Source organism: Streptomyces dioscori, assembly GCF_003024195.1.
Classification (GTDB): domain Bacteria; phylum Actinomycetota; class Actinomycetes; order Streptomycetales; family Streptomycetaceae; genus Streptomyces; species Streptomyces dioscori.
The window spans coordinates 13,595-34,762 of record NZ_KZ679058.1 but is presented as its reverse complement, the minus strand read 5'-3'; the positions used below and the strand labels follow the sequence as shown (position 1 = coordinate 34,762).

Below are 21,168 nucleotides of genomic sequence, written 5' to 3'. Positions count from 1 at the left end.
TCAGCCGGTGCCGCCTCCGACGTACGGCCCCTCAGGCGTACGCCCCCCGCCTCAGCTGTCGTAGTCCACGGTCAGCGTCTCCGAGACCGGGTACGACTGGCAGGTCAGCACGTAGCCCGCGTCGACCTCGGCGTCCTCCAGGGCGAAGTTGCGGCGCATGTCCGCCTTGCCGTCGGTGATCAGAGCACGGCAGGTGCCGCAGACGCCACCCTTGCAGGCGAAGGGCAGGTCGGGACGGCTCCGCTGGGCGCCTTCCAGGATGCTCCGGTCCCTGACCAGGGCGGAGGTGGTGGAGCGACCGTCGAGGGTGACGGTGACCTGGCTGACGGGCCCTTCCACGGCCGCCTCCTCGTGACGCACCTCTCGTACGGGCTCGTCTTCGGCGTAGAACAGCTCCCGGTGGACGCGGTCGCCGGGCACGCCGAGGCCGGCCAGGACCCGCTGGGCGTCGACGACCATGCCGTGCGGCCCGCACAGCCACCAGTGGTCCGCCGACCCCACGTCGACCAGCGAACCGACCAGTGCCGAGAGGCGCTCCGCGTCGAGGCGGCCGGACAGCACCTCGGCCTCGCGGGGCTCACGGGAGAGCACATGGGCGAGCTGGAACCGCGCGGGATACAGGTCCTTCAGATCGGCCAGCTCGTCGGCGAACATCACCGTGTCCGTGCGGCGGTTGCCGTAGAAGAGGGTGACCGTCGAGCGCGGGTGGGCCGCCAGGACGGACTCGGCGATGGAGAGCATCGGCGTGACGCCGGAACCCGCCGCGACCAGCACGTGATGGCCGGGCTCGGCGAGGTCGGGCGTGAACGTGCCGGTGGGGGCCATCACCTCGACCGTGTCGCCGGGGCGCACCTCGCCAACGAGCCAGGCCGAGAACAGGCCGCCCGGCACCACCCGCACCCCGATGCGCGGCACCGAACCGGCCGGCGAACAGATCGAGTACGAACGCCGCTCGTCCCGTCCGTCGACCACGCGCCGCAGCGTCAGCGACTGACCGGGCGCGAAGGCGAACTCCCCCGCCAGCTCCGCCGGGATCTCGAAGCTCACGGCCGCCGCGTCCTCGCACAGCGGCTGTACGGCGGCGACGCGCAGGGTGTGGAAGGCGGGGCGCCGGCGGACACGCACCGGCACCGCCGGTGCGGGAGCCGTCGCCACGGCGGCTGTGGCCGGGGTCGGGGCCGCCGGGTCCGTGGTGTCTCCCGCCGGCTCTTGCCTCAGGCCTTCCATCAGATCTCCTTGACGTACTCGAACGGTTCGCGGCAGGCGAGGCAGCGGTGGAGCGCCTTGCAGGAGGTGGCCGAGAAGCGGGACGTCTCCTCGGTGTCCGCCGCGCCGCAGCGCGGACAGGCCACCGTGCGGCGGGTGGGGGTCAGTACGAGGGGCACCGGACCGGCTGCGCGCCGGGGCGCGGCTCCCGGCGGTGCGATGCCGTTCTCGGTGAGTTTGCGGCGGCCCTCGGGGGTGATCCAGTCGCTGGTCCAGGGCGGGTCGAGGACCGTACGGATCTCCACGCGCGCGTATCCCGCGTCGCGCAGGCGTGCCGCCACGTCCGCGCGCATCTCCGCCATCGCGGGGCAGCCCGAGTAGGTGGGCGTCAGTCGCGCGACCACGGTGCCGTCCCCGCCGACCTCGACGCCGCGCAGGACGCCGAGGTCTGCCAGGGTGAGCATGGGCAGTTCGGGGTCCGGCACCTGTTCGGCGATGTGCCAGGCGCGCTGCACGTCCCGCACGGCGGTCACCATGTCGCCCCCGGGTGCGCGCGGGCCACGCTCTGCAACTCGGCCAGCAGCGGCGCGAGATGCTCGGTGTGCTCCCCGTCCCTGCCGGTGCCGGTCAGCGGCCGGTACACCGGCATGGGCAGCCCGGCCGCCTCGGTGACCTGCCGCAGGACGGCGACCACCTCGTCCCGTACGTCGTACGCCGTGAACAGCTCGCCGAAGTACGGGGCGACCTGCTCCATCGCCCTGCGCGTACGACGGTGCGACTCGTCCGTGCCGTCGCCCAGGCGCACGACCCACTCGGCCGCGTACTGCCGGTGGTAGGTCAGTTCCTTGACACCCTTCGCCGCGACGGCCGCCAGGACGGGGTCGGGGTGCGACGACAGTTCCTCGAAGTGGGCGAGCCGCCAGCTGGACAGCACCAGCAGCCGCACGGCCGAGAACGCGAAGTCCCCGACCGGCAGTTCGGCCAGCCGCACGTTCCTGAAGTCGTCCGCGTCCCGGAAGTAGGCGTACGCGTCCTCGCCGCGCCCGGTGCCGTCGACCTGCCCGGCGCGGGCGTAGAGCAGGCGGGCCTGGCCGAGGAGGTCGAGGCCGATGTTGGCGAGGGCGACCTCCTCCTCCAGCTCGGGCGCGCGGGTGGTCCACTCGGCGAGCCGCTGGGCGCTCACCAGGGCGTCGTCGGCGAGGGCCACGCAGTCGGCGGCCAGCAGGTCGGCGGCGACGCCTTCCAGCACGGTGGTGTCCACGCCGTGCAGCGGGTCCTCGAAGCCGGTGCCGTACGCCCAGCGGGTGTCGTCCTCGTGTCCCTCGGCGAGGGACAGATAGACATGGTCGTCGCTCATGCCCTGCTCCTCAGATGTGGGGGACGTCTTCGGGGATGTCGTAGAAGGTCGGGTGGCGGTAGACCTTGTCGGCGCTCGGCGCGAAGAACGGGTCCTTCTCGTCGCGGGTGGAGGCCGCGATGTGCTCGGAGCGCACCACCCAGATCGAGACACCCTCGTTGCGGCGGGTGTAGAGGTCGCGCGCGTGGGTGAGGGCCATCGTGTCGTCGGCGGCGTGCAGGGAGCCCACGTGGACGTGGTTGAGTCCGCGCTTGCCGCGCACGAAGACCTCGTACAGCGGCCAGTCGCCCCTGGCGGTCTCCGCCGTCGGGTCCGGGGTGGAGTCGCTCATGCCGTCGCCCCTTCCTGCGTCCGCGCCTGTGCGCGCCGTGCCTGCTTGGCCGCGTGGGCCGTGGCCGCCTCCCGTACCCAGGCGCCGTCCTCGTGGGCGGACCTGCGGCGCTGCACCCGCTCGGCGTTGCAGGGTCCGTCGCCGCCGATGACCCGCTTGAGCTCGGACCAGTCGGGGGTGCCGAAGTCGTGCCGGCCGCGCTCCGCGTTCCAGCGCAGTTCCGGGTCGGGAAGGGTCACGCCGAGCTTCTCGGCCTGCGGGACGGTCATGTCGACGAACCGCTGACGCAGTTCGTCGTTGGTGTGCCGCTTGATCTTCCAGGCCATCGAGGCCGCGGAGTTGGGCGAGTCGCCGTCGGGCGGGCCGAACATCATGAGGGAGGGCCACCACCAGCGGTTCACGGAGTCCTGGACCATGTCCCGCTGGGCCTCGGTGCCGCGCATCATGGTCAGCAGCAGTTCGTAGCCCTGCCGCTGGTGGAAGGACTCCTCCTTGCAGATCCGCACCATCGCGCGCGCGTAGGGCCCGTACGAACTCCTGCACAGCGGGACCTGGTTGCAGATCGCCGCACCGTCGACGAACCAGCCGATCACGCCGACGTCGGCGAAGGTCGGGGTCGGGTAGTTGAAGATCGACGAATACTTCTGGCGGCCCTCGATCAGCCGCTCGGTGAGGTCCGCGCGGTCGGCGCCCAGTGTCTCGGCGGCCGAGTACAGGTACAGCCCGTGGCCCGCCTCGTCCTGGACCTTGGCGAACAGGATGGCCTTGCGGCGCAGCGAAGGAGCGCGGGTGATCCACTCGCCCTCTGGCTGCATCCCGATGATCTCCGAGTGCGCGTGCTGCGCGATCTGCCGGACGAGGGTCCTGCGATAACCGTCGGGCATCCAGTCGCGGGGCTCGATCCGCTGGTCCCGCGCGATCGTCGCGTCGAAGTGCTCCTGCAACAACTGCTCCGGGACGGGGGTCCCGGCGGAGTGTGTCGTGGTCATCGATACCAGCTTCCCTACCGACCATTCGTTCGGTACCAGTGTGCCGCCTTTCCACCGACCGGGCAAGACCCACGCTCGATCACCTGACCGAAGGGCCGGTCGGCGCGGGCCTCCGCTCCCGTCCCGGGCCGGCGCAAACCACCCGTGCGCCCCCGCGCCGGTCGCACGGAGGCGGCGACCGGCGTGGGAGCGCGGCGTCGGCAGTGGCGCACCTCGTGCACCGGAGCGCCACGTCAGAGGCGCGAACACGCCCCTTTCACGCGGTTCCCGGCCGCCACCCGTGGCTGTTTGGCTTTACACGCAGCCCGCGCTGCCCAGTCGTCCGCCCAGACCCACGGCCTCACGGCCCGACAGACACCGCCCCACAGCCACCGCCCCGATCTCCACCGCTCTCCACCGCTCCTGTGAGCCGCGTCCGACAACCGCCCCGTATGTCGGCGAACGCGTCCGTCCAGCACCGCTCGCCTGTTCGCATCACGTACCCGGAGGACATGTGACCGCCCCGGAAAGTCCCCCCGACAGCGCCGCCGCCCCGCCCGACGCCGAAACACCGTTCACCAGTCTCGGCACCCGGGCCGCGCGTCAGCTCGCCACCACCACCAAGTCCGCGCCGCAGATGCAGGCCATCACCTCGCGGTGGCTGCTCAAGACGCTGCCGTGGGTGGACGTCAAGGGCGGCACGTACCGGGTCAACCGGCGACTGCAGCTCCGCGTCGGCCGGGGCCGGGTGCAGTTCGACCACAACGGCGCCGACGACATCAAGGTCATCCCCGAGACACTCACCGAACTGCCGGCCCTGCGCGGCTACACCGACACGGCGGCCCTCCAGGAGATCGCCGCACGCTTCCGGGTGCGGGAGGTCCGCGCCGGCCAGGTCCTCTTCGACGCCGGGCAGCCCGTCACGGAGGCCTATCTCGTCGTCCACGGCCGGTTCACCCGCTACACCCCCGGCAAGTACGGCGAGGAGGAGGTCACCGGGGTCGTCACGGACGGCGCCCAGCTGGGTGACGAGGCCATCGGCCAGGAGGATCCCCGCTGGCACCACTCGGTGCGGGCCGACACCGCGGGCACGGTGCTGACGCTCAACTGGGACAGCCTCGAACAGTTCGTGGAACGCACCCCCTCCCTCGCCGCGCAGCTCGCCGCGTTCGCCGAGCGGCAGAGCAAGCCCATGAACCGCAAGGGCGAGGCCGACGTCCCCATGCAGGCGGGGCACGTGGGTGAGCCGACCCTCTCCGGCGGCTTCGTCGACTACGACCTCTCCCCGCGCGAGTACGAGCTGTCGCTCACCCAGACGGTGCTGCGCGTCCACACCCGTGTCGCGGACCTCTACAACAGCCCGATGGACCAGACCGAGCAGCAACTGCGCCTGGCCATCGAGGAGATCCGCGAGCGCCAGGAGTGGGAGCTGGTCAACAACCGCGAGTTCGGCCTGCTGCACAACGTCGACCACGCCCAGCGCGTCAGCACCTTCTCCGGGCCGCCGACCCCCGACGACCTCGACGAACTGCTGTCGATGCGCCGCAAGACCCGGGTGTTCCTGGCCCACCCGAAGGCGATCGCGGCCTTCTTCCGGCAGTGCAACCGGCGCGGTCTGATGCCTGGCACCACCACCATCGACGGCCATGAAGTGCCCGCGTGGCGCGGGGTCCCGTTCCTGCCCTGCGGCAAGATCCCGATCAGTCCGCAGCACACGAGCAGTGTCATCGCCCTGCGCACCGGAGAGGCCGACCAGGGTGTGGTCGGCCTGTACCAGACCGGCATTCCCGAGGAGTACCAGCCGGGACTCAACGTCAGGTTCATGAACATCGACACCACCGCGATCATGAACTACCTGGTCACCGCCTACTACTCGATGGCGATCCTCGTTCCCGACGCGGCGGGAATCCTGGAGAACGTCCAGGTGGGGCGGACCGCGGAGTGAGCACCCCGCCCGTGTCCCCCACGGCTCCCCGACTGCCCGGGCCGCCCAATCTCGCCCGCGCCACCACCCGCCCGCGCGGCGGCGCGGTCCCCGGGCTACGGTACCGGCCCGCCGTGCCCGCCGACCCGGAGAAGGCCGCGGAGATCGACCGCAGGCTGGAGGCCTGGGCCCGTTCCCTGGACCTGTTCCCGCAGAGCTGGACGGGGGACTTCGCGGGGTTCCAGTGCGGCCGGGCAGTCGTGCTCCAGCACCCCGGCGCGATCAGCCTCGACCACCTCATGGCGGCCGGGAAACTGCTGCTCGCCGAGAACGTCGTCGACGACTGCTACTGCGAGGAGGTCGAGGGCAGGGGCGGCGCGGCCCGCGGGCTGGGCGGGCGGCTGGTCATCGCCCAGTCGGCGCTCGATCCGTACCACGGCACTCCCGAGCTGGAGGAGGAGTGGCGGCAGGGCATGGAGGCGGACGGGCCGCTGCGCTCGTACCACCATGCCCTGCGGGACTACCGCGAGCTCGCCACCCCCAGCCAGAGCGACCGGATCGTGCACGACCTGGCCCGGCTGCACATGGGCTACCTCGCGGAGGCCGCCTGGTCCGAGATCCGGCACGTGCCGCGGGTCTGGGAGTACCTGGTGATGCGGCAGTTCAACAACTTCCGGCCTTGTCTGTCGATCGTCGACGCCGTCGACGGCTACGAACTGCCCGCGGCGCTGTACGCCCGGTCCGAGATCCAGCGGATCACCGCGCTCGCCTGCAACGCCACCACGATCGTCAACGACCTGTACTCCTTCACCAAGGAACTGGCCTCCGACCCCACCCATCTGAACCTGCCCCAGGTCATCGCCGCCAACGAGCGGTGCGGACTGAAGGCCGCCTATCTGCGGGCCGTCGAGATCCACAACAGGATCATGGAAGCGTTCGAGGAGGAGTCGGCGGTCCTGGCCGCCACCTCCCCCCTCGTCGCGCGCTACGCCGAGGGCCTGGCCGCATGGGTGTCAGGAAACCACGAATGGCACGCCACCAACTCCCACCGCTACCACCTGCCCAACTACTGGTAACACCCACCGTTCCGGCCCACCGTCACAGCGCCACGAGGAGTCCCCACTTGACCATCACCAACACCGAGACCACCGCAGCATCGGTGCCGAGCCAGTCCACGTACCAGAGCCGCGTCGCGGAGTACTGGAACGCCGAGGAGAACCCGGTCAACCTCGAACTGGGGAAGATCGACGACCTGTACCACCACCACTACGGCATCGGAGCCGTCGACCGGTCCGCTCTCGACGAGGGTCCCGGCTCGGGCCCCGACCGGATCACCGCCGAACTGCACCGGCTGGAGCAGGCCCAGGCCGACCTGCTCGCCTCCCGGCTCGGCGACCTCTCCCCCACCGACCGTGTCTTCGACGCCGGCTGCGGGCGCGGCGGCGGCAGCGTGGTGGCCCATCTGCGGTACGGCTGCCACGCCGACGGGGTGACGCTCTCCCGGAAACAGGCCGACTTCGCCAACGAGCAGGCCCGTAAGCGGGGCATCGACGACAAGGTGCGCTACCACCACCGGAACATGCTCGACACGGGCCTGGAGAGCGGCGCGTACGCGGCCTCCTGGAACAACGAGTCCACCATGTACGTGGAGTTGGACCTGCTCTTCGCCGAGCACGCCCGGCTGCTGCGCCGCGGGGGCCGCTATGTGACGATCACCGGCTGCTACAACGACGCCTACGGGCGGGCCTCCCGCGAGGTGTCCCTCATCAACGCGCACTACATCTGCGACATCCATCCGCGCTCGGAGTACTTCCGCGCGATGGCCCGCAACCGGCTCGTGCCGGTCCACGTGGAGGACCTCACCGCCGACACGATCCCCTACTGGGAGCTGCGCCAGGAGGCCGGACATCTGGTCACGGGCATCGAGGAAACGTTCCTGAACGCGTACAGGAACGGCAGTTTCCAGTACCTGCTCATCGTGGCCGACCGCGTCTGACGTGCCCTGAACCGGCACCGGGCCCGGCCGTCGTGATCGACGGCCGGGCCCGGGCCCATGGCCTTCAGGCGGCCTCCGCGGCCTCCGTCGCCTCCCGCCGCACGCCGTCGCGGTGGATCGGGGTGTGCGTCCCCGTGAGGGGCGCGCCCGTTCCGCCGCGCCGGGCCGCGACGATCTCCGCCGCGATGGACAGGGCGGTCTCCTCGGGCGTACGGGCGCCGAGGTCGAGGCCGATCGGCGACCGCAGCCGTGCCAGCTCGGCCTCGGTGAGGCCGACTTCGCGCAGCCGCCGGTCACGGTCCGCGTGGGTGCGGCGCGAGCCCATCGCCCCGACGAACGCGACCGGCATCCGCAGGGCCTGCTCCAGCAGCGGGATGTCGAACTTGGCGTCGTGGGTGAGCACGCACAGCACCGTGCGCCCGTCGGTGGCGGTGCCCCGCAGATAGCGGTGCGGCCAGTCGACGACCAGGTCGTCGGCCTCGGGGAAGCGGGCCCGGGTGGCGAACACGGGACGGGCGTCGCAGACCGTCACGTGGTAGCCGAGGAACTTGCCGGCCCGTACGAGCGCCGCGGCGAAGTCGATCGCACCGAACACGATCATCCGCGGGGGCGGCACGTTCGACTCGACGAGCAGGGTGAGCCCGCCGGGGCAGTTGCTGCCGTCCTCCGAGAGGTCGAGGGTGCCGGTGCGTCCGCCGTCCAGCATCGCCCGCGCCTCGGCCGCCGCCGTCCGGTCCAGCTCCGCGGAGCCGTTGCCGTACGACCCCTCGTACGTCCCGTCGGGGTGCACCAGCAGGGCCCTGCCGAGGAGTTCGGCCGGGCCCCGGACGACCCGGGCGAGTGCCCTGGGTTCGCCCGAGGTGACGGCCGACAGCGCCGAGCGGAACACCTCACGGACCGGTGCCTGAGCCCCGACCGGGGTGATCATGATGTCGAGCACCCCGCCGCAGGTCAGACCGACCGCGAAGGCGTCCTCGTCGCTGTAGCCGAACCGTTCGAGGACGCTCTCGCCGTCCTGGAGCGCCTGTACGCACAGGTCGTACACCGCTCCTTCCACGCAACCGCCGGAGACCGAGCCGATGACCGTGCCCTCGCTGTCGACGGCGAGGGCCGCGCCAGGACCGCGCGGTGCGCTGCCGCCGACGGCCACCACCGTGGCCACGGCGAACTCACGGCCCTCCTCGACCCAGCGGGTCAGCTCGTCGGCGATGTCAAACATGCGGGCCCGCCGTGATGACGCGGTCCGGCCGGATCGGCAGGTTGCGGTGGCGGACACCGGTCGCGTGCCAGACGGCGTTGGCGATCGCCGCCGCGGCGCCCACGATGCCGATCTCGCCGATGCCCTTGATCCCGACCGGGTCGTCCGGGTCCGAGTCGTCCACCCAGTCCGCCTCGACGAGCGGTACGTCGGCGTTGCTGGCGACGTGGTAGCCCGCGAGGTCGGCGCCGTACAGGGCTCCGGTGTTCCGGTCCCGGACCGCCTCCTCGTGCAGCGCCATGGAGATGCCCCAGATCATTCCGCCGGTGAACTGGCCGCGGGCCGTGAGCGGGTTGATGATCCGCCCGGCGGCGAACATGCCGAGCATGCGGCGCACCCGCACCTCGCCGGTGCTCACGTCCACGGCGACCTCGGCGAACTGCGCCCCGAAGGAGTGCCGTTCCTTCTGCGCGAGGGCTCCGACGGCGGCGGTGGTGTCCGACCGGACGGTGATGCCCTCCGGCGGGATGCCGTCGCTCAGGGCGAGCCGCTCCCGCAGTTCGGCGGCCGCGGCCGTGACCGCCCAGGCCCAGGAGCGGGTGCCCATCGACCCGCCGGCGATCATCGCCGGACCGAAGTCGCTGTCGCCGATCCGCACGTGCACCCGGTCGGTCGGCACCTCAAGGGCGTCGGCGGCGACCAGGGTGAGCGCCGTGCGGGCACCCGTTCCGATGTCCGCCGCGTTGATCCGGACGGTGAAGGTGCCGTCGGCCTCGGCGGTCGCGGCGGCCGTGGAGGGCATCGCTCCCACGAAGAAGGAGGCCGCCGCCGTGCCGGTGCCGATCAGCCAGCGGCCTTCCCGGCGCACGCCCGGACGCGGGTCCCGGTCGGCCCAGCCGAACCGGCGGGCGCCCTCCTCGAAGCAGGCGGGGAGGTTGCGGGTGCTGAACGGCAGCCCGGAGACCGGACCCACCGCGGGTTCGTTGCGCGTACGCAGCTCGATCGGGTCGATGCCGAGCTTCTCGGCGAGCTCGTCGAGGGCCGACTCCAGCGCGAACGAGCCCGGCGCCTCGCCGGGAGCGCGCATGAACGTCGGGCTCGGCACATCGAGCCGTACGACCCGGTTGGCGGTGTGGTGGGCGGGGGCGTCGTACATCACGCGGGCCACACCGGCGCCCGACTCGATGAACTCGTGCACGGTCGAGGTCAGGCTCAGACAGCTGTGCTCCAGCGCGAGCAGCCGTCCCTCGGCGTCGGCGCCGAGCCGGACCCGCTGGGTCGTGGGGCTGCGGTAGCCGGCGAGCGAGAACATCTGGCGGCGGGTCATGACGACCCGGACGGGGCGCGACAGGATCGTCGCGGCCATCACCGCGGCGACCTGGTGGGCGCGGACGCCCTTGCTGCCGAAACCGCCGCCGACGTGCTCGGAGCGCACGTGCACGGAGGCCGGGTCGAGCGAGAAGAGGCTGGCGAGTTCGGCCGCGACCCAGATCGTGCCCTGGTTGGAGTCCACGACCTCAAGCCGGCCGCCGTCCCACAGGGCGGTCGCCGCGTGGGGCTCCATGGAGTTGTGGTGCTCTTCGGGCGTGGTGTACTCGGCGTCCAGGACGACGGCGGAGGCGGCCAGTTCGGCTTCGAGGTCGCCCTTCTCCGTCACCGCGGGTCCACCGGGGCCGGGGACCGAGTACGCGTCGGGGTGTTCTCCGGCGAAGGTGACGTCGTGCGTCTCCTCCTCGTAGTGCACCACCAGTGCCTCGGCGGCCTCCCGGGCCTGCTCGGAGGTCTCGGCGACGACCAGCGCCACCGGCCAGCCCGCGTGCGGCACCCGGTCGTGCTGGAAGACGGCGATGGTCGGGTCCGGCGGCATGCCCAGCATGCCGACGTAGTCGGTGTCGACGCGCGGGGCGTTCCCGTGGTGCAGGACGGCCAGGACGCCCGGCATGTCCAGGACCGGGCCGTCCTCCACCGAGCTGACGCGGCCCCGGGTGACGGTGGACAGGACCAGCCAGCCGTGGGCCAGTTCGGTGAAGGGGATCTCGGCCGCGTAGCGGGCCGCTCCGGTGACCTTGTCGCGGCCCTCCACACGGGTGTGCGCGGTGCCGACGGCCGGTACCGCCCTGATTCCGGTCGTGGTGGTGGTCATCGGGCGGCCTCCTCGGCGAGTTCGCTCAGCACGGCGACGACGAGGTTGCGCATGAGTGTCACCTTGTATCCGTTGTGCGGCAGCGGCCGGGCGGCCGCCAGTTCGGCGTCGGCCGCGGCGGCGAAGGCGGCGGCGTCGACGGGTCCGCCGAGCAGGGCGGCTTCGGCGGCGCGGGCCCGCCACGGCCGGGACGCGACGGCCCCGAAGGCGAGGCGCACTTCGCGTACGACGCCGTCCTGCACGTCGAGCGCGGCGGCGATCGAGCCGATCGCGAAGGCGTACGAGGCCCGCTCGCGCACCTTGCGGTAGCGGGAGTTGGCGGCCACCGGGGCGGGCGGCAGGACGACACCGGTGATCAGTGCCCCTTGCGGCAGGGCGGTCTCCAGGTGCGGGGTGTCGCCCACCGGCAGGTAGAAGTCGGCGAGGGGCAGTTCGCCCGGTCCGTCGGCCGTCTCGTAGGTGACGACGGCGTCGAAGGCCGTGAGCGCCACTCCGAGGTCGGAGGGGTGGGTGGCCACGCAGTGGTCGGAGGCTCCGAGGATGGCGTGGTTGTGGTGCTCGCCCTTGATGGCGGGGCAGCCGCTGCCGGGGTCGCGCTTGTTGCACGGCTTGGTCACGTCGGCGAAGTAGCCGCAGCGGGTGCGCTGCAGCAGGTTCCCGCCGACGGTCGCCATGTTGCGCAGCTGCCCGGAGGCGCCGGCGAGGACCGCCTGGGTCAGGGCCGGGTAGCGGCGGCGCACGTCGGGGTGTGCGGCCAGGTCGCTGTTGCTGACGGTCGCGCCGATGCGCAGCCCGCCGTCCTCGGTCGTCTCGATGCGGTCCAGCGGCAGCTCGCGTACGTCGACGAGGCGGCCGGGGCGCTCGACGCCGGTCTTCATCAGGTCGACGAGGTTGGTGCCGCCGCCGAGGAACCGGGCGTCCGGGTCGGCGTCGAGGAGCGCGAGGGCTCCGGAGACGTCGAGGGCCCTCTGGTATCCGAACTCTTTCATGCCGCTGCCCCTTCGTGCTCGGTGCCCTGCTCGGCCTGGGCGGCCCGTGCGGCGGCGTCGGCCTCGGCCGCGCGGGCGACCGCCTGCACGATCGACACGTACGCGCCGCAGCGGCACAGGTTCCCGCTCATGCGTTCACGGATCTCTTCGGGGGTCAGGGGCGGCGGTCCCGCTTCGGGGCGTACGTCCTCGGTGGCGGCGCTCGGCCAGCCGGCGGCGTGCTCCTCGATGACCGCGACGGCCGAACAGATCTGGCCAGGTGTGCAGTAGCCGCACTGGTAGCCGTCGAGGTCGAGGAACGCCTGCTGTACGGCGTGCAGCTGGTCGCCCTCGGCGACGCCCTCGATGGTGGTGATCTCCCGGCCCTCGGCCGCCACCGCCAGGGTCAGGCAGGCGACGGCCCGCCGTTTGTCGACCAGGACGGTACACGCCCCGCATTGCCCCTGGTCACAGCCCTTTTTGGTGCCGGTCATATCGAGGCGCTCACGCAGGGCGTCGAGCAGGGTGGTGCGGTGGTCGACGGTCAGAGCGTGCTTCTCGCCGTTGATGTTCAACGTGACGGCGCTGTACGTCGACGGGGGCGCTGTGGCCATGATCAGCCTTCTTTCACATTCCCGGGCCGTCCCACAAGGACGGTCCGGCAGGCAGAGAGAACGGAAAAACGCTATAGACGTAAGAGACGCCGAGAGGCGTCGGAACACGGACCGGGAGTGGTGTCGGGTGGGGGGATGGCGCCCCGCGCGACGGGGGCGGGCCGGAAGCGTGCATGATGCAAGCAGGAAGGACCGCGGCCGACCACCGCCATCTGTCCAGGCAGGACGGCTCGCCGGTAAGGTGTACCTAACCGGACAACTGTCCGCTCACGAGAAAACGTAGTGGACACCTGTCCGCTTAGCAAGGACGGGATTCGGCCACGAACCCGCGAGGAGGACGCGTGGGGCACAAGAAGGACGCACCTCTGCGCTCGGACGCGCAGCGCAATCGCGAACGCATCCTGGAAGTGGCCGTGGCCGAGCTGACGCTCTGCGCGGACGCCCCGCTCAGTGTCATCGCCAAGAAGGCGGGCGTCGGGCAGGGCACGTTCTACCGCAATTTCCCCAACCGTGAGGCGCTGGTCCTGGAGATCTACCGCCACGAGATGCAGCAGGTCGCCGACGCCGCGTGCGAGCTGCTCCACACCCATGAGCCGGAGCGGGCGCTGCGCGAGTGGATGGACCACCTGGCCCGGTTCGCCATGACGAAGGCGGGTCTGGCGGACGCGATCCGGCAGGCCACCAGCGCACCCGGCGGCCCGGCGAAACCGGAACCCACTCCGGTGGCCGCCGCGGCGCTGCTCCTGCTGCGCACGAACGAGGAGGCGGGCACCATCCGCCCCGGCGTGACGGAGGACGACTTCCTCCTCGCCATCGCCGGGCTCTGGCAGCTCGACCCCCACGGGGACTGGCAGCCGCGCGCGGCCCGCCTGCTGGACTTCGTCATGGACGGGCTGCGCGCGGGGGCCCCGGGCCGCCGGTGAGGCCGGGTACCCGCCGCACTCAGGAAAGGGGACTCAGGACAGGGGTTCCTCGCGCAGGGCGCCCCAGTCCTCGGGGCCGACCTGGTGGAAGAGAGTCGCGGTGACCGCGGCCAGGCCCGTCCAGCCGGTCTGGTGGGAGGCACCGAGGCCCGCCCCGTTGTCGCCGTGGAAGTACTCGTAGAAGAGCAGCAGGTCCTTCCAGTGCGGGTCCTTGGCGAACTTGGCCTGGGCGCCGTGCACCGGGCGGTGCCCGTCGGGGCCGCGCAGGAACGTCGCGGTGAGCCGCCCGGAGATCTCCCGGGCGACCTCGTAGAGGTTCATCCGCCGCCCCGAGCCGGTCGGGCACTCCACGGTGAACTCCTCACCGTGATACGCGTGCAGGTTCAGCAGGGCCCGGATCAGCAGGATGTTGACCGGGAACCACACCGGGCCGCGCCAGTTGGAGTTGCCGCCGAACATGCCCGAGTCGGACTCGGCGGGCAGATAGCCGACCCCGTACGTCTGCCCCTTGACCTGGAAGCTGTACGGGTGCTCGGCGTGGTGGCGGGAGAGCGAGCGGATGCCGTACGGGCCGAGGAACTCCTTCTCGTCGAGCATGCGGGCCAGGACGCGCCGGAGCCGGTCCGGGCCGAACAGGGCGAACAGATGCCGTCCGCGGACACCGGGTCCGGCGGTCTGCTGTGCGGAGACGACGGCCTGCACGGCGGGGTGCCGGCCGATGAACTCCTGCGCCCCCGCGACCAGTTCGGGGAACCGCTGATCGGCCCAGCCGCCGACCACGCTGGTCGCCGCGAGCGGGATCAGCCCGACCAGGGAGCGCACCCTGAGCCGGACCGCCTCGCCGTCGGGCAGCCGCAGGACGTCGTAGAAGAAGCCGTCCTCCTCGTCCCACAGGCTCTCGTTGTCCCTGCCGAGGCGGTTCGTGGCGACCGCGATCCACGCGAAGTGCTCGAACAGGGTCTGCGCCTGCTCCACGTACACCGGGTTGTCGACGGCCAGTTCGATGGCGATCTCCAGGAGGTTCTGGCAGTACAGCGCCATCCAGGCGGTGCCGTCGGCCTGGTCGAGCTGGCCGCCCGTGGGCAGGGGCGCGCTGCGGTCGAAGACGCCGATGTTGTCGAGACCGAGGAAGCCCCCTTGGAAGACGTTGTTGCCGTCGACGTCCTTGCGGTTGAGCCACCAGGTGAAGTTCTTCATCAGCTTGAGGAAGGCGTTCTCCAGGAAGGCGCGGTCGCCGTGTCCGGTGCGCTGCTTCTCCAGCTCGTAGACGAAGAGGGTCGCCCAGGCGTGCACCGGCGGGTTGACGTCGCCGAAGTTCCATTCGTACGCGGGGATCTGGCCGTTGGGATGCAGATAGAGGCGGCGCAGCAGCAGGTCCAGCTGGCCCTTGGCGAACCCGATGTCGACCATCGCGAGGGCGAGGGTGTGGAAGGCGAGGTCCCAGGCCGCGTACCAGGGGTACTCCCAGGTGTCCGGCATCGACATGATCTCGTCGTTGACCATGTGGTACCAACTGCTGTTGCGCAGGCGGGGATCGGCGCCGAGCGGGTCGACGCCGTGCTCGGCGAGCCAGCGTTCGACGTCGAGGTGGTAGTACTGCTTGCTCCACAGCATCCCGGCCAGGGCCTGCCGGACCAGCCGCCGCTCGTCCTCGTTCGTCCCGTCCGGGGTGACGCCGTCGTAGAAGATGTCGGCCTCGGACCGGCGGGCCGCCATCACCTGGCCGAACTCGCCCCAGGGGTCGATGAGTTCGAGGGCGTCGGTCAGCCGCAGACGGATGCGCGCGCTCCCGCCGCCGGGCACGCTGAGCACGCTGTGCAGGGCCGCCTTGGTACCGGTCCCGGCGGGGTCGACGGCCGCCGTGTCGCCGTGCACGACATGACGTCCGATGCCGTCCTTCACGTACGGGGTGGGGTTCGGGCTGCCGAAGATGCGCTCGTCGTTGGTCTCGTTCCCGGTGAACAGCGCCGGGACGTCGGTGTCGCAGTACAGCCGGCGGGCGCCCAACTCCTCGTGGTCGGCGCGGATTCCGCCGGGCGCCCGCCGCAGACCCGGCACGGCGGTGCCACCGGCCCAGGACCAGGTGTGCCGGAACCACAGGGTCGGCAGCAGATGGAGCATGGCCTCGTCCGGGCCGCGGTTGTGCGCCGTGATCTCGACCAGCAGATCCTCCGGGCCCGCCTTCGCGTACTCGACGAACACGTCGAAGTAGCGGTCCTCGTCGAAGACACCGGTGTCCAGCAGCTCGTACTCGAAGTCCTTGCGGCCCCGGGCCCGGTTGGTGGCGACGAGGTCGCCGTAGGGGAACTCCCCCTGCGGATACTTGTAGAGGAACTTCATGTACGAGTGGGTGGGGGTGCTGTCGAGGTAGAAGTAGTACTCCTTGACGTCCTCGCCGTGATTGCCCTCGCTGTTGGTCAGGCCGAACAGCCGCTCCTTGAGGATCGGGTCGCGGCCGTTCCACAGGGCCAGGGCGAAGCACAGCCGCTGCTCGTCGTCGCTGACACCGGCGATCCCGTCCTCGCCCCAGCGGTAGGCGCGCGAGCGCGCCTGGTCGTGGGTGAAGTACGCCCAGGCCTCCCCGTCGGAGCTGTAGTCCTCGCGGACCGTCCCCCACTGCCGCTCGCTCAGATACGGACCCCAGCGCCGCCAGGGCGCCACTCCCTCGTCGGCCTCGGCCAGCCGCCGCCGCTCGACGTCCGGTGCGCCCCTGTCAGTTGTCATCACCCGTCCTCCTCACAGCCCGGCACGTGCGTCCACCATCGGACCGTTCCGGGCGGGCCGCAATGCACCGCGGGAGGGTCGGCCGCACGACTTCGGCGGACGATCGCACTCCGCTGACCAGCGGGTACGGCGACCGGTGGGAGCGACGGCCGGTCAGTCCCCGCTGCCCCAAAGCACCTGCAGGCTGAGCGGCTTGCGGAAGACCAGTCCGTACGGGGCGGTGGGGTGGGCGGGGTCGAGGCGCAGGGCGGGGAGGCGTTCGAGCAGCTGCCTCAGGGCGATACGGGTCTCCAGGCGCGCGAGATGGGCGGCGAGGCAGTAGTGCGGGCCGTGGGCGAAGGCCAGCTGGAGCCGCGCGTTCTCGCGGCGGACGTCGAACCTGTCGGGGTCGGGGAAGACCTCGGGGTCGCGGTTGGCTCCGGCGAGGGACACGGTGACCAGGTCGCCGCGGCGGACGGTGACCGGGCCGAGGACGGTGTCGCGGGTGGCGTAGCGGTCCACGACGGCCGCGCCCGGTTCGAGGCGCAGCGACTCCTCGATCGCGCCGTCCAGCAGGTCGGGGTCGGTCCGGACGAGGGCGAGCTGGTCGGGGTGGCTCAGCAGATGCAGCAGCGCGTTGGTGATCATGCCCTCGGTGGTCTCGATGCCGCCGAACATCAGGACCGCCGCGTTGGACGCCACCTCGGCCGGTGTCAGCCGTCCGGCGGCGGAGACGAGCAGCGAGGCCGCGTCCCGGTCGGCGACGGTGGCCTCCACGGCCGCCCGCAGCTCGGCGTAGGCCGCGGTGCCGGCGGGACCCGCCGCCTGTCCGGCGGTGATGTCCGAGACCGCCGCCACGATGGAGTCGTACCAGGACAGGACCGTCGCGGTGCTCGTGCCGACCAGCCCGAGCGCCTCGGTGACGACGGCGACCGCGAGCGGACCGGCGAAGGCGCGTCGCAGGTCGGCGGTACCGGCCGGGGCCAGTGCGGTGATGAGCCGGTCGCTCTCCCCCTCGATGAACGAGGCGAAGCCGTCATGGACCGCCCGGGGGCGGAACGGGGCGGTGAAGGGCTCCCGGTGGCGGGCGTGCGGAGCGCCGTCCAGGGACAGCATGCTCGGCCCGACGACCTGCGCGGTGGAGAACCGGGGGTCGTCGACGGTGAAGGTCTCGGCGTCCCGCATCACGCTCATCGCGAGGTCCCGGCGGGTCACCAGCCAGCCGTCCAGTTCGGGCAGCCAGGACACGGGCTCGTGCGCACGCAGGCGCGCCAGTCGTGCGTGGGGGTCCCGGGTGAGTTCGGCGAGGGTGGTGGCGGCGCCGAGGGGCGAGGAGGCGACGGCGTTCATCGCGGGGTCCGGCTGCGCGAGGTCCGGGCGGGTATGGGGTGTCCGATCACACGTAAGGCTAACGCTCGCTGTTCGGTTCGGTCCGTGCGTGGCCCTGCTCGGTCCGTACTCCGTCCAGTTCGGTCCGTGCTCAGTCCTGCTCGGTCCGTGCTCAGCCCTGCTCGGTCCGTGCTCAGCCCTGCTCGGCCGCTCCTCGGTACACGCGGTAGTTGGTGAGGACCGCGGTGACCACTTCGGTGCGGGACCGCAGCCCGGTGCGGGCGAACAGCCGGGTCAGGCGGTTGGCGACCGCGTCCTCGCTGAGCCGCAGGACCGTGGCGATCTGCCGGTTGGTGAGTCCTTCGGCGATCAGCGTCGCGAGCAGCTGCTCGTTCTCGGCGGTGGCCTGTCGGCGGCCGGGGACGGTGGTTCCGGCCTCGCGCATGGCGGTCCTGGTGTGGAAGCGGGGCAGGGCGGCGCCGGTCCCGCCGAACAGTTCGTACGCCTCGTGCAGCAGGGCGGGCGGGCCGGCGCCCGCGCCCGCGGCGGCGACGAGGGTCACCGCGGTCTCGAACGGCTGACTGCGGGAGCGGGCCAGTCGCACTGCTTCACGAAGGTTTCCACGAACAGTGCCGAACCCACCGAACCCGCCGGGACCGATCTGGCCGGGCTGGCCGGGCTGTCGCTGGACGTGGGCCGACGCGAGCAGATACCTCAGCCGTGTCCTTGCGTCACCCGTGCGGTCGGAGATCAGCCGCAGGTGCCGCAGACAGGCCGCCGCCTCACCCGGACGTCCTTCCTCCGCGTGCGTCTCGGCGAGCGCGGCCCACAGTTCGTCGGTGCCGGCGATCTGTCCGCGGAGCGCCGCCGCGTCCAGGCCTCGGCGCAGCGCCTTCTCCGCGCCGGCCGGATCGCCGAGGACGCGCAGCACCTCCGCTTCGACGGCGTCCAGGGAGTACTCCAACGGGCTCTCCCCGTGACCGCCCGCGGCGTCCCCGCGCACACTGTCGAGGAGGCGGCGGGCGCTCGTGGGGCGGCCCCGGGCCAGCAGGACGGCGGCGGTCCGCGCCGGGATCAGATGGCTGTCCGCCGCGGGGGTGCTCGTCTGGTTGTTCGCCAGCATCCAGCGGGCCGACTCCAGTGCCTCGTCCCAGCGGCCCTGGAGATGGCGCCAGAGGAACAGGCTGCGTGGGGCCAGCAGGTCGGCTGTCAGACCCTGTGCGTCCAGCAGGGCTTCTGCCGCGCGCAGGTCCCGGCCGCTGAGCAGCTCGTCGAACATGGTGGTGGCGAGCGCGTGCACATGACCGGCGTCGAGGTACGAGGCCTCCGGGAAGGCCAGTGACTCGCGGAAGCGCTCCGGCCGGCCCAGTGCCAGTTCCGCCACGGCCCGGAAGTAGGCGGGCTTCGCCCGTGCGTGGGCGTCGGTCGCCCACACGTGCTCGGTCCGCGCCAGCAGGTCCAGTACCTCCTGCCACCGCTCCAACTGGCTCAGCGCCAGGGCCCGGCCGGTCACGGCGGCCAGGTCGGGCAGGCGCAGCTCGTCCCACCAGCGTGCCGTGGCCAGCCGGGACAGGGCCCGCCAGTCCAGGTCGTTGGCCGTCGCCGCCGTGAACAGGCTGGCGGTGTCCTGCAGCGCCCGGGGGCCGAGGACGTCCGCCAGGTTGCGCAGGACCGACTCCGCGATGGTCCGGGCGGTGTGGTGGTCGCCGGCGTTGTAGGCGGCCTTGGCGTACTGGTGCAGGGCCGCGACGCGGTCGGCCGGCCGCTCCGCGAGGTGGCCGGCCGCCCGGCACCACCGGAGCACGCCCCTGCCTTCGGAGTCGGGGTGCAGTCTCTGCGCGGCGGCCGTCAGTTCGGCGACCGCGCGGTCGAGGTCGACGAGGGATCCGGCCTCCGCGACGCGGTCCGCGAGGTAGGCCACCGCGTCCGCCTCGTCGGGCAGGGCCGTGAGCGCCGGTCTTCGCGGGTGCGGGGTGGCGCCCTCCGCGCCCTCCGCGCCCTCCGTGCTCGCTGCGCTCACCGCGTCCTGCTCCGCCCACAGCGCCTCCACCGCGGCGGCGGACAGCCGGCTGCGCTCCAACGGCCCGAGCCGCTCCCGCACGGCATGCGCCACGACCGGCAACCGAAACCGCCGGCCGGGCGGGGTGGTGTCGTCGGGGACGGGGTCGAGGTCGGGGTCGGGGAGGGTGGCGTCTCGCGAGGCGTAAGTGGCCGTGGCGTCGACGGCCGCGTCCACGCGGTTGGGAGCATCCGTGTCGGCGGGTGCCGGAAGAGACCCGGTCATCACCGTGTCGGCCGGTGCCGGGAGGACTTCGGCGATGTCCACGTCGGCCGGTGCCGGAAGAGACCTGATCATTTCCGTGTCGGCCGGCGCCGGGAGGACTTCGATGATGTCCGCGTCGGTCAGGGCGCGGAGTGCGTCGTTCACCTCGTCCGTGGACAGGCCGGTCGACGCCGCGATCAGCCGCGCGGCCCGACCGCCGAGCGGCCACAGGATGCTGAGCGCCCCGGCCACCGTGCGGCACGGCTCGCCCAGCGCGTCCAGCGCCGTCATGAACCGGTCGTGGTCCGCCGGCACCGGCGTCGGTCTGCGCGCACCGACGAAGGCGTGGCCGTCGGCCACCCTGATCGCGCCCTGCCGCGTCCACTCGGTGAGCAGCGCGTCGACCGCGCCGGGGACCCCGAGGGTGAGTTCCCGCACCCGCCGGGCCAGCGTCGTGTCGGGCGTGGCGCGCAGCCGGCGTGCCACCACGGTGGTGGTCTCTTCCGGTCCGAGCCGGGACAGGACGAGCGTGTGGGTCCAGCCGCTCTCCGGCCCGGCCCCCCTCGGCGTACCGCGTCCCGCTTCCGAGGCCAACAGCCGTACGGTGTCCGGCACTCGCGTGAAGTCGGTCTCCCGGAGCACGGCCAGCGAACCGGCGTCGGCATGCTGGATGTCGTCCATCATCACGAGCACGGGCGCGGATGCGGATGCGGATGCGGGCCCGGGGTGCGTGAGAGCGGCGCGCAGCAGTCCCCCCATGGCCGTCCCGTCCCGCTGCTCGGCCGCCCGCAGGGCCTCGGTGGCCGGCCGCGTCGCCCGTCGGTGTGCCCCGGCCGGGCGGTGCTCCTCCAGGGCCATGACCAACCGCAGCGCCAGCAGGAACGGCTGTGCCTCGTCGCCGGGTACGCAGTTCACGCCGAGCACCGTCGCCCCCCGCGCCCGGAGGAGTTCACCGACGGCGTGCACGAACTCGGTGCGCCCGACGCCTCGTTCGCCGCGGACGAGCACCAGACGCGGCCCGCCCGGATCGCTCAGCCGGCCATGGACCTCGTCCAACTGCCGTTCGCGGCCGACCAGTCGACCGGCCGAACGGTCCAGGCTCACGGCCGTGCCCCCGTGCAGCAGCCAGGGGGTTCCGGACGGAGCAGTCATGGTCCACCGCGCTCTCCTCGACGACATGTGCCGGGCGGGCGGTGACGCACCCACGCGTGGAGAGCGCCGTCGGCCGGCCCTTCGTCCGGGCCC

The 21,168-nt window shown here is 72.2% G+C and carries 16 protein-coding genes; 4 read left to right on the top strand and 12 right to left on the bottom strand.

Translation table 11 applies throughout. The features are described 5' to 3' along the window. Positions 1 to 51: 51 nt before the first annotated feature. The 5 genes from paaE to paaA are packed head-to-tail and all read right to left on the bottom strand — an operon-like array spanning position 52 to position 3,883. On the bottom strand, positions 52 to 1,227 hold the full coding sequence (gene paaE / locus C6Y14_RS38845; RefSeq protein ID WP_107021624.1) for a 1,2-phenylacetyl-CoA epoxidase subunit PaaE: 1,176 nt from the start codon (positions 1,225 to 1,227) through the stop codon (positions 52 to 54). Further along, positions 1,227 to 1,742, bottom strand: a complete 516-nt coding sequence (gene paaD / locus C6Y14_RS38840) for a 1,2-phenylacetyl-CoA epoxidase subunit PaaD (RefSeq protein ID WP_107021623.1) — start codon at positions 1,740 to 1,742, stop codon at positions 1,227 to 1,229. Before paaD ends, paaE begins: the two co-directional genes overlap by 1 nt. Then, positions 1,736 to 2,563, bottom strand: coding sequence for a 1,2-phenylacetyl-CoA epoxidase subunit PaaC (gene paaC / locus C6Y14_RS38835; RefSeq protein WP_107021622.1), 828 nt, complete (start codon positions 2,561 to 2,563; stop codon positions 1,736 to 1,738). The genes paaD and paaC overlap by 7 nt, the downstream gene beginning before the upstream one ends. Positions 2,564 to 2,573: 10 nt before the next feature. Further along, the gene (gene paaB / locus C6Y14_RS38830) at positions 2,574 to 2,894 is read right to left on the bottom strand and encodes a 1,2-phenylacetyl-CoA epoxidase subunit PaaB (RefSeq protein ID WP_107021621.1); all 321 of its coding nucleotides are present in this window, start codon (positions 2,892 to 2,894) and stop codon (positions 2,574 to 2,576) included. Beyond that, positions 2,891 to 3,883: a 1,2-phenylacetyl-CoA epoxidase subunit PaaA gene (gene paaA / locus C6Y14_RS38825; RefSeq protein ID WP_107021620.1), complete on the bottom strand. Its 993-nt coding sequence runs from the start codon at positions 3,881 to 3,883 to the stop codon at positions 2,891 to 2,893. Before paaA ends, paaB begins: the two co-directional genes overlap by 4 nt. 493 nt (positions 3,884 to 4,376) lie before the next feature. Here paaA and C6Y14_RS38820 point away from each other — a divergent pair, with 493 nt between their 5' ends. Genes C6Y14_RS38820 through C6Y14_RS38810 form a run of 3 tightly spaced genes read left to right on the top strand, consistent with a single transcriptional unit; the run spans position 4,377 to position 7,782 of the window. After that, positions 4,377 to 5,807 (top strand): family 2B encapsulin nanocompartment shell protein, encoded by a 1,431-nt coding sequence (locus C6Y14_RS38820; protein ID WP_199855013.1) that lies wholly within the window; start codon positions 4,377 to 4,379, stop codon positions 5,805 to 5,807. Beyond that, a complete protein-coding gene (locus tag C6Y14_RS38815; RefSeq protein WP_107021619.1) occupies positions 5,804 to 6,862 on the top strand; it encodes a family 2 encapsulin nanocompartment cargo protein terpene cyclase in 1,059 nt (352 codons plus the stop codon). The genes C6Y14_RS38820 and C6Y14_RS38815 overlap by 4 nt, the downstream gene beginning before the upstream one ends. Positions 6,863 to 6,909: 47 nt before the next feature. Beyond that, positions 6,910 to 7,782, top strand: coding sequence for a geranyl diphosphate 2-C-methyltransferase (locus tag C6Y14_RS38810; RefSeq protein WP_107021618.1), 873 nt, complete (start codon positions 6,910 to 6,912; stop codon positions 7,780 to 7,782). A gap of 64 nt (positions 7,783 to 7,846) precedes the next feature. Here the strand turns inward: C6Y14_RS38810 and C6Y14_RS38805 are convergent, their stop codons facing one another. Genes C6Y14_RS38805 through C6Y14_RS38790 form a run of 4 tightly spaced genes read right to left on the bottom strand, consistent with a single transcriptional unit; the run spans position 7,847 to position 12,705 of the window. Then, complete coding sequence (locus C6Y14_RS38805; RefSeq protein ID WP_107021617.1) at positions 7,847 to 9,001, bottom strand: XdhC family protein; 1,155 nt, start codon at positions 8,999 to 9,001, stop codon at positions 7,847 to 7,849. Further along, the gene (locus tag C6Y14_RS38800) at positions 8,994 to 11,123 is read right to left on the bottom strand and encodes a xanthine dehydrogenase family protein molybdopterin-binding subunit (RefSeq protein WP_107021616.1); all 2,130 of its coding nucleotides are present in this window, start codon (positions 11,121 to 11,123) and stop codon (positions 8,994 to 8,996) included. Before C6Y14_RS38800 ends, C6Y14_RS38805 begins: the two co-directional genes overlap by 8 nt. After that, on the bottom strand, positions 11,120 to 12,112 hold the full coding sequence (locus tag C6Y14_RS38795; protein WP_107021615.1) for an FAD binding domain-containing protein: 993 nt from the start codon (positions 12,110 to 12,112) through the stop codon (positions 11,120 to 11,122). Before C6Y14_RS38795 ends, C6Y14_RS38800 begins: the two co-directional genes overlap by 4 nt. Further along, a complete protein-coding gene (locus C6Y14_RS38790) occupies positions 12,109 to 12,705 on the bottom strand; it encodes a 2Fe-2S iron-sulfur cluster-binding protein (RefSeq protein ID WP_107021614.1) in 597 nt (198 codons plus the stop codon). The genes C6Y14_RS38795 and C6Y14_RS38790 overlap by 4 nt, the downstream gene beginning before the upstream one ends. A 341-nt stretch (positions 12,706 to 13,046) precedes the next feature. On the opposite strand from C6Y14_RS38790, the gene C6Y14_RS38785 reads away from it, so the two are divergent. Further along, positions 13,047 to 13,628 carry a TetR/AcrR family transcriptional regulator gene (locus tag C6Y14_RS38785; RefSeq protein WP_107021613.1) on the top strand — a complete coding sequence of 194 codons (582 nt, stop codon included), beginning with the start codon at positions 13,047 to 13,049 and terminating at the stop codon, positions 13,626 to 13,628. 33 nt (positions 13,629 to 13,661) lie between these two features. Here the strand turns inward: C6Y14_RS38785 and C6Y14_RS38780 are convergent, their stop codons facing one another. The 3 genes from C6Y14_RS38780 to C6Y14_RS38770 form a co-directional block, all read right to left on the bottom strand. Further along, entirely contained in the window at positions 13,662 to 16,352 is a 2,691-nt protein-coding gene (locus tag C6Y14_RS38780) for an MGH1-like glycoside hydrolase domain-containing protein (RefSeq protein ID WP_107021612.1), read from the bottom strand. Between the two features lie 153 nt (positions 16,353 to 16,505). Next, positions 16,506 to 17,681, bottom strand: a complete 1,176-nt coding sequence (locus C6Y14_RS38775) for a cytochrome P450 (RefSeq protein WP_107021611.1) — start codon at positions 17,679 to 17,681, stop codon at positions 16,506 to 16,508. Between the two features lie 172 nt (positions 17,682 to 17,853). Next, positions 17,854 to 21,075 (bottom strand): helix-turn-helix transcriptional regulator, encoded by a 3,222-nt coding sequence (locus C6Y14_RS38770; protein ID WP_107021610.1) that lies wholly within the window; start codon positions 21,073 to 21,075, stop codon positions 17,854 to 17,856. Positions 21,076 to 21,168: the final 93 nt, after the last annotated feature.

Excerpts from the sequence above, each read along its gene's own strand:
- paaE (WP_107021624.1), bottom strand. The coding sequence starts at position 1,227 with ATGGAAGGCCTGAGGCAAGAGCCGGCGGGAGACACCACGGACCCGGCG.
- paaD (WP_107021623.1), bottom strand. The coding sequence starts at position 1,742 with ATGGTGACCGCCGTGCGGGACGTGCAGCGCGCCTGGCACATCGCCGAA.
- paaC (WP_107021622.1), bottom strand. The coding sequence starts at position 2,563 with ATGAGCGACGACCATGTCTATCTGTCCCTCGCCGAGGGACACGAGGAC.
- paaB (WP_107021621.1), bottom strand. The coding sequence starts at position 2,894 with ATGAGCGACTCCACCCCGGACCCGACGGCGGAGACCGCCAGGGGCGAC.
- paaA (WP_107021620.1), bottom strand. The coding sequence starts at position 3,883 with ATGACCACGACACACTCCGCCGGGACCCCCGTCCCGGAGCAGTTGTTG.
- C6Y14_RS38805 (WP_107021617.1), bottom strand. The coding sequence starts at position 9,001 with ATGTTTGACATCGCCGACGAGCTGACCCGCTGGGTCGAGGAGGGCCGT.
- C6Y14_RS38800 (WP_107021616.1), bottom strand. The coding sequence starts at position 11,123 with ATGACCACCACCACGACCGGAATCAGGGCGGTACCGGCCGTCGGCACC.
- C6Y14_RS38795 (WP_107021615.1), bottom strand. The coding sequence starts at position 12,112 with ATGAAAGAGTTCGGATACCAGAGGGCCCTCGACGTCTCCGGAGCCCTC.
- C6Y14_RS38790 (WP_107021614.1), bottom strand. The coding sequence starts at position 12,705 with ATGGCCACAGCGCCCCCGTCGACGTACAGCGCCGTCACGTTGAACATC.
- C6Y14_RS38780 (WP_107021612.1), bottom strand. The coding sequence starts at position 16,352 with ATGACAACTGACAGGGGCGCACCGGACGTCGAGCGGCGGCGGCTGGCC.
- C6Y14_RS38775 (WP_107021611.1), bottom strand. The coding sequence starts at position 17,681 with ATGAACGCCGTCGCCTCCTCGCCCCTCGGCGCCGCCACCACCCTCGCC.
- C6Y14_RS38770 (WP_107021610.1), bottom strand. The coding sequence starts at position 21,075 with ATGACTGCTCCGTCCGGAACCCCCTGGCTGCTGCACGGGGGCACGGCC.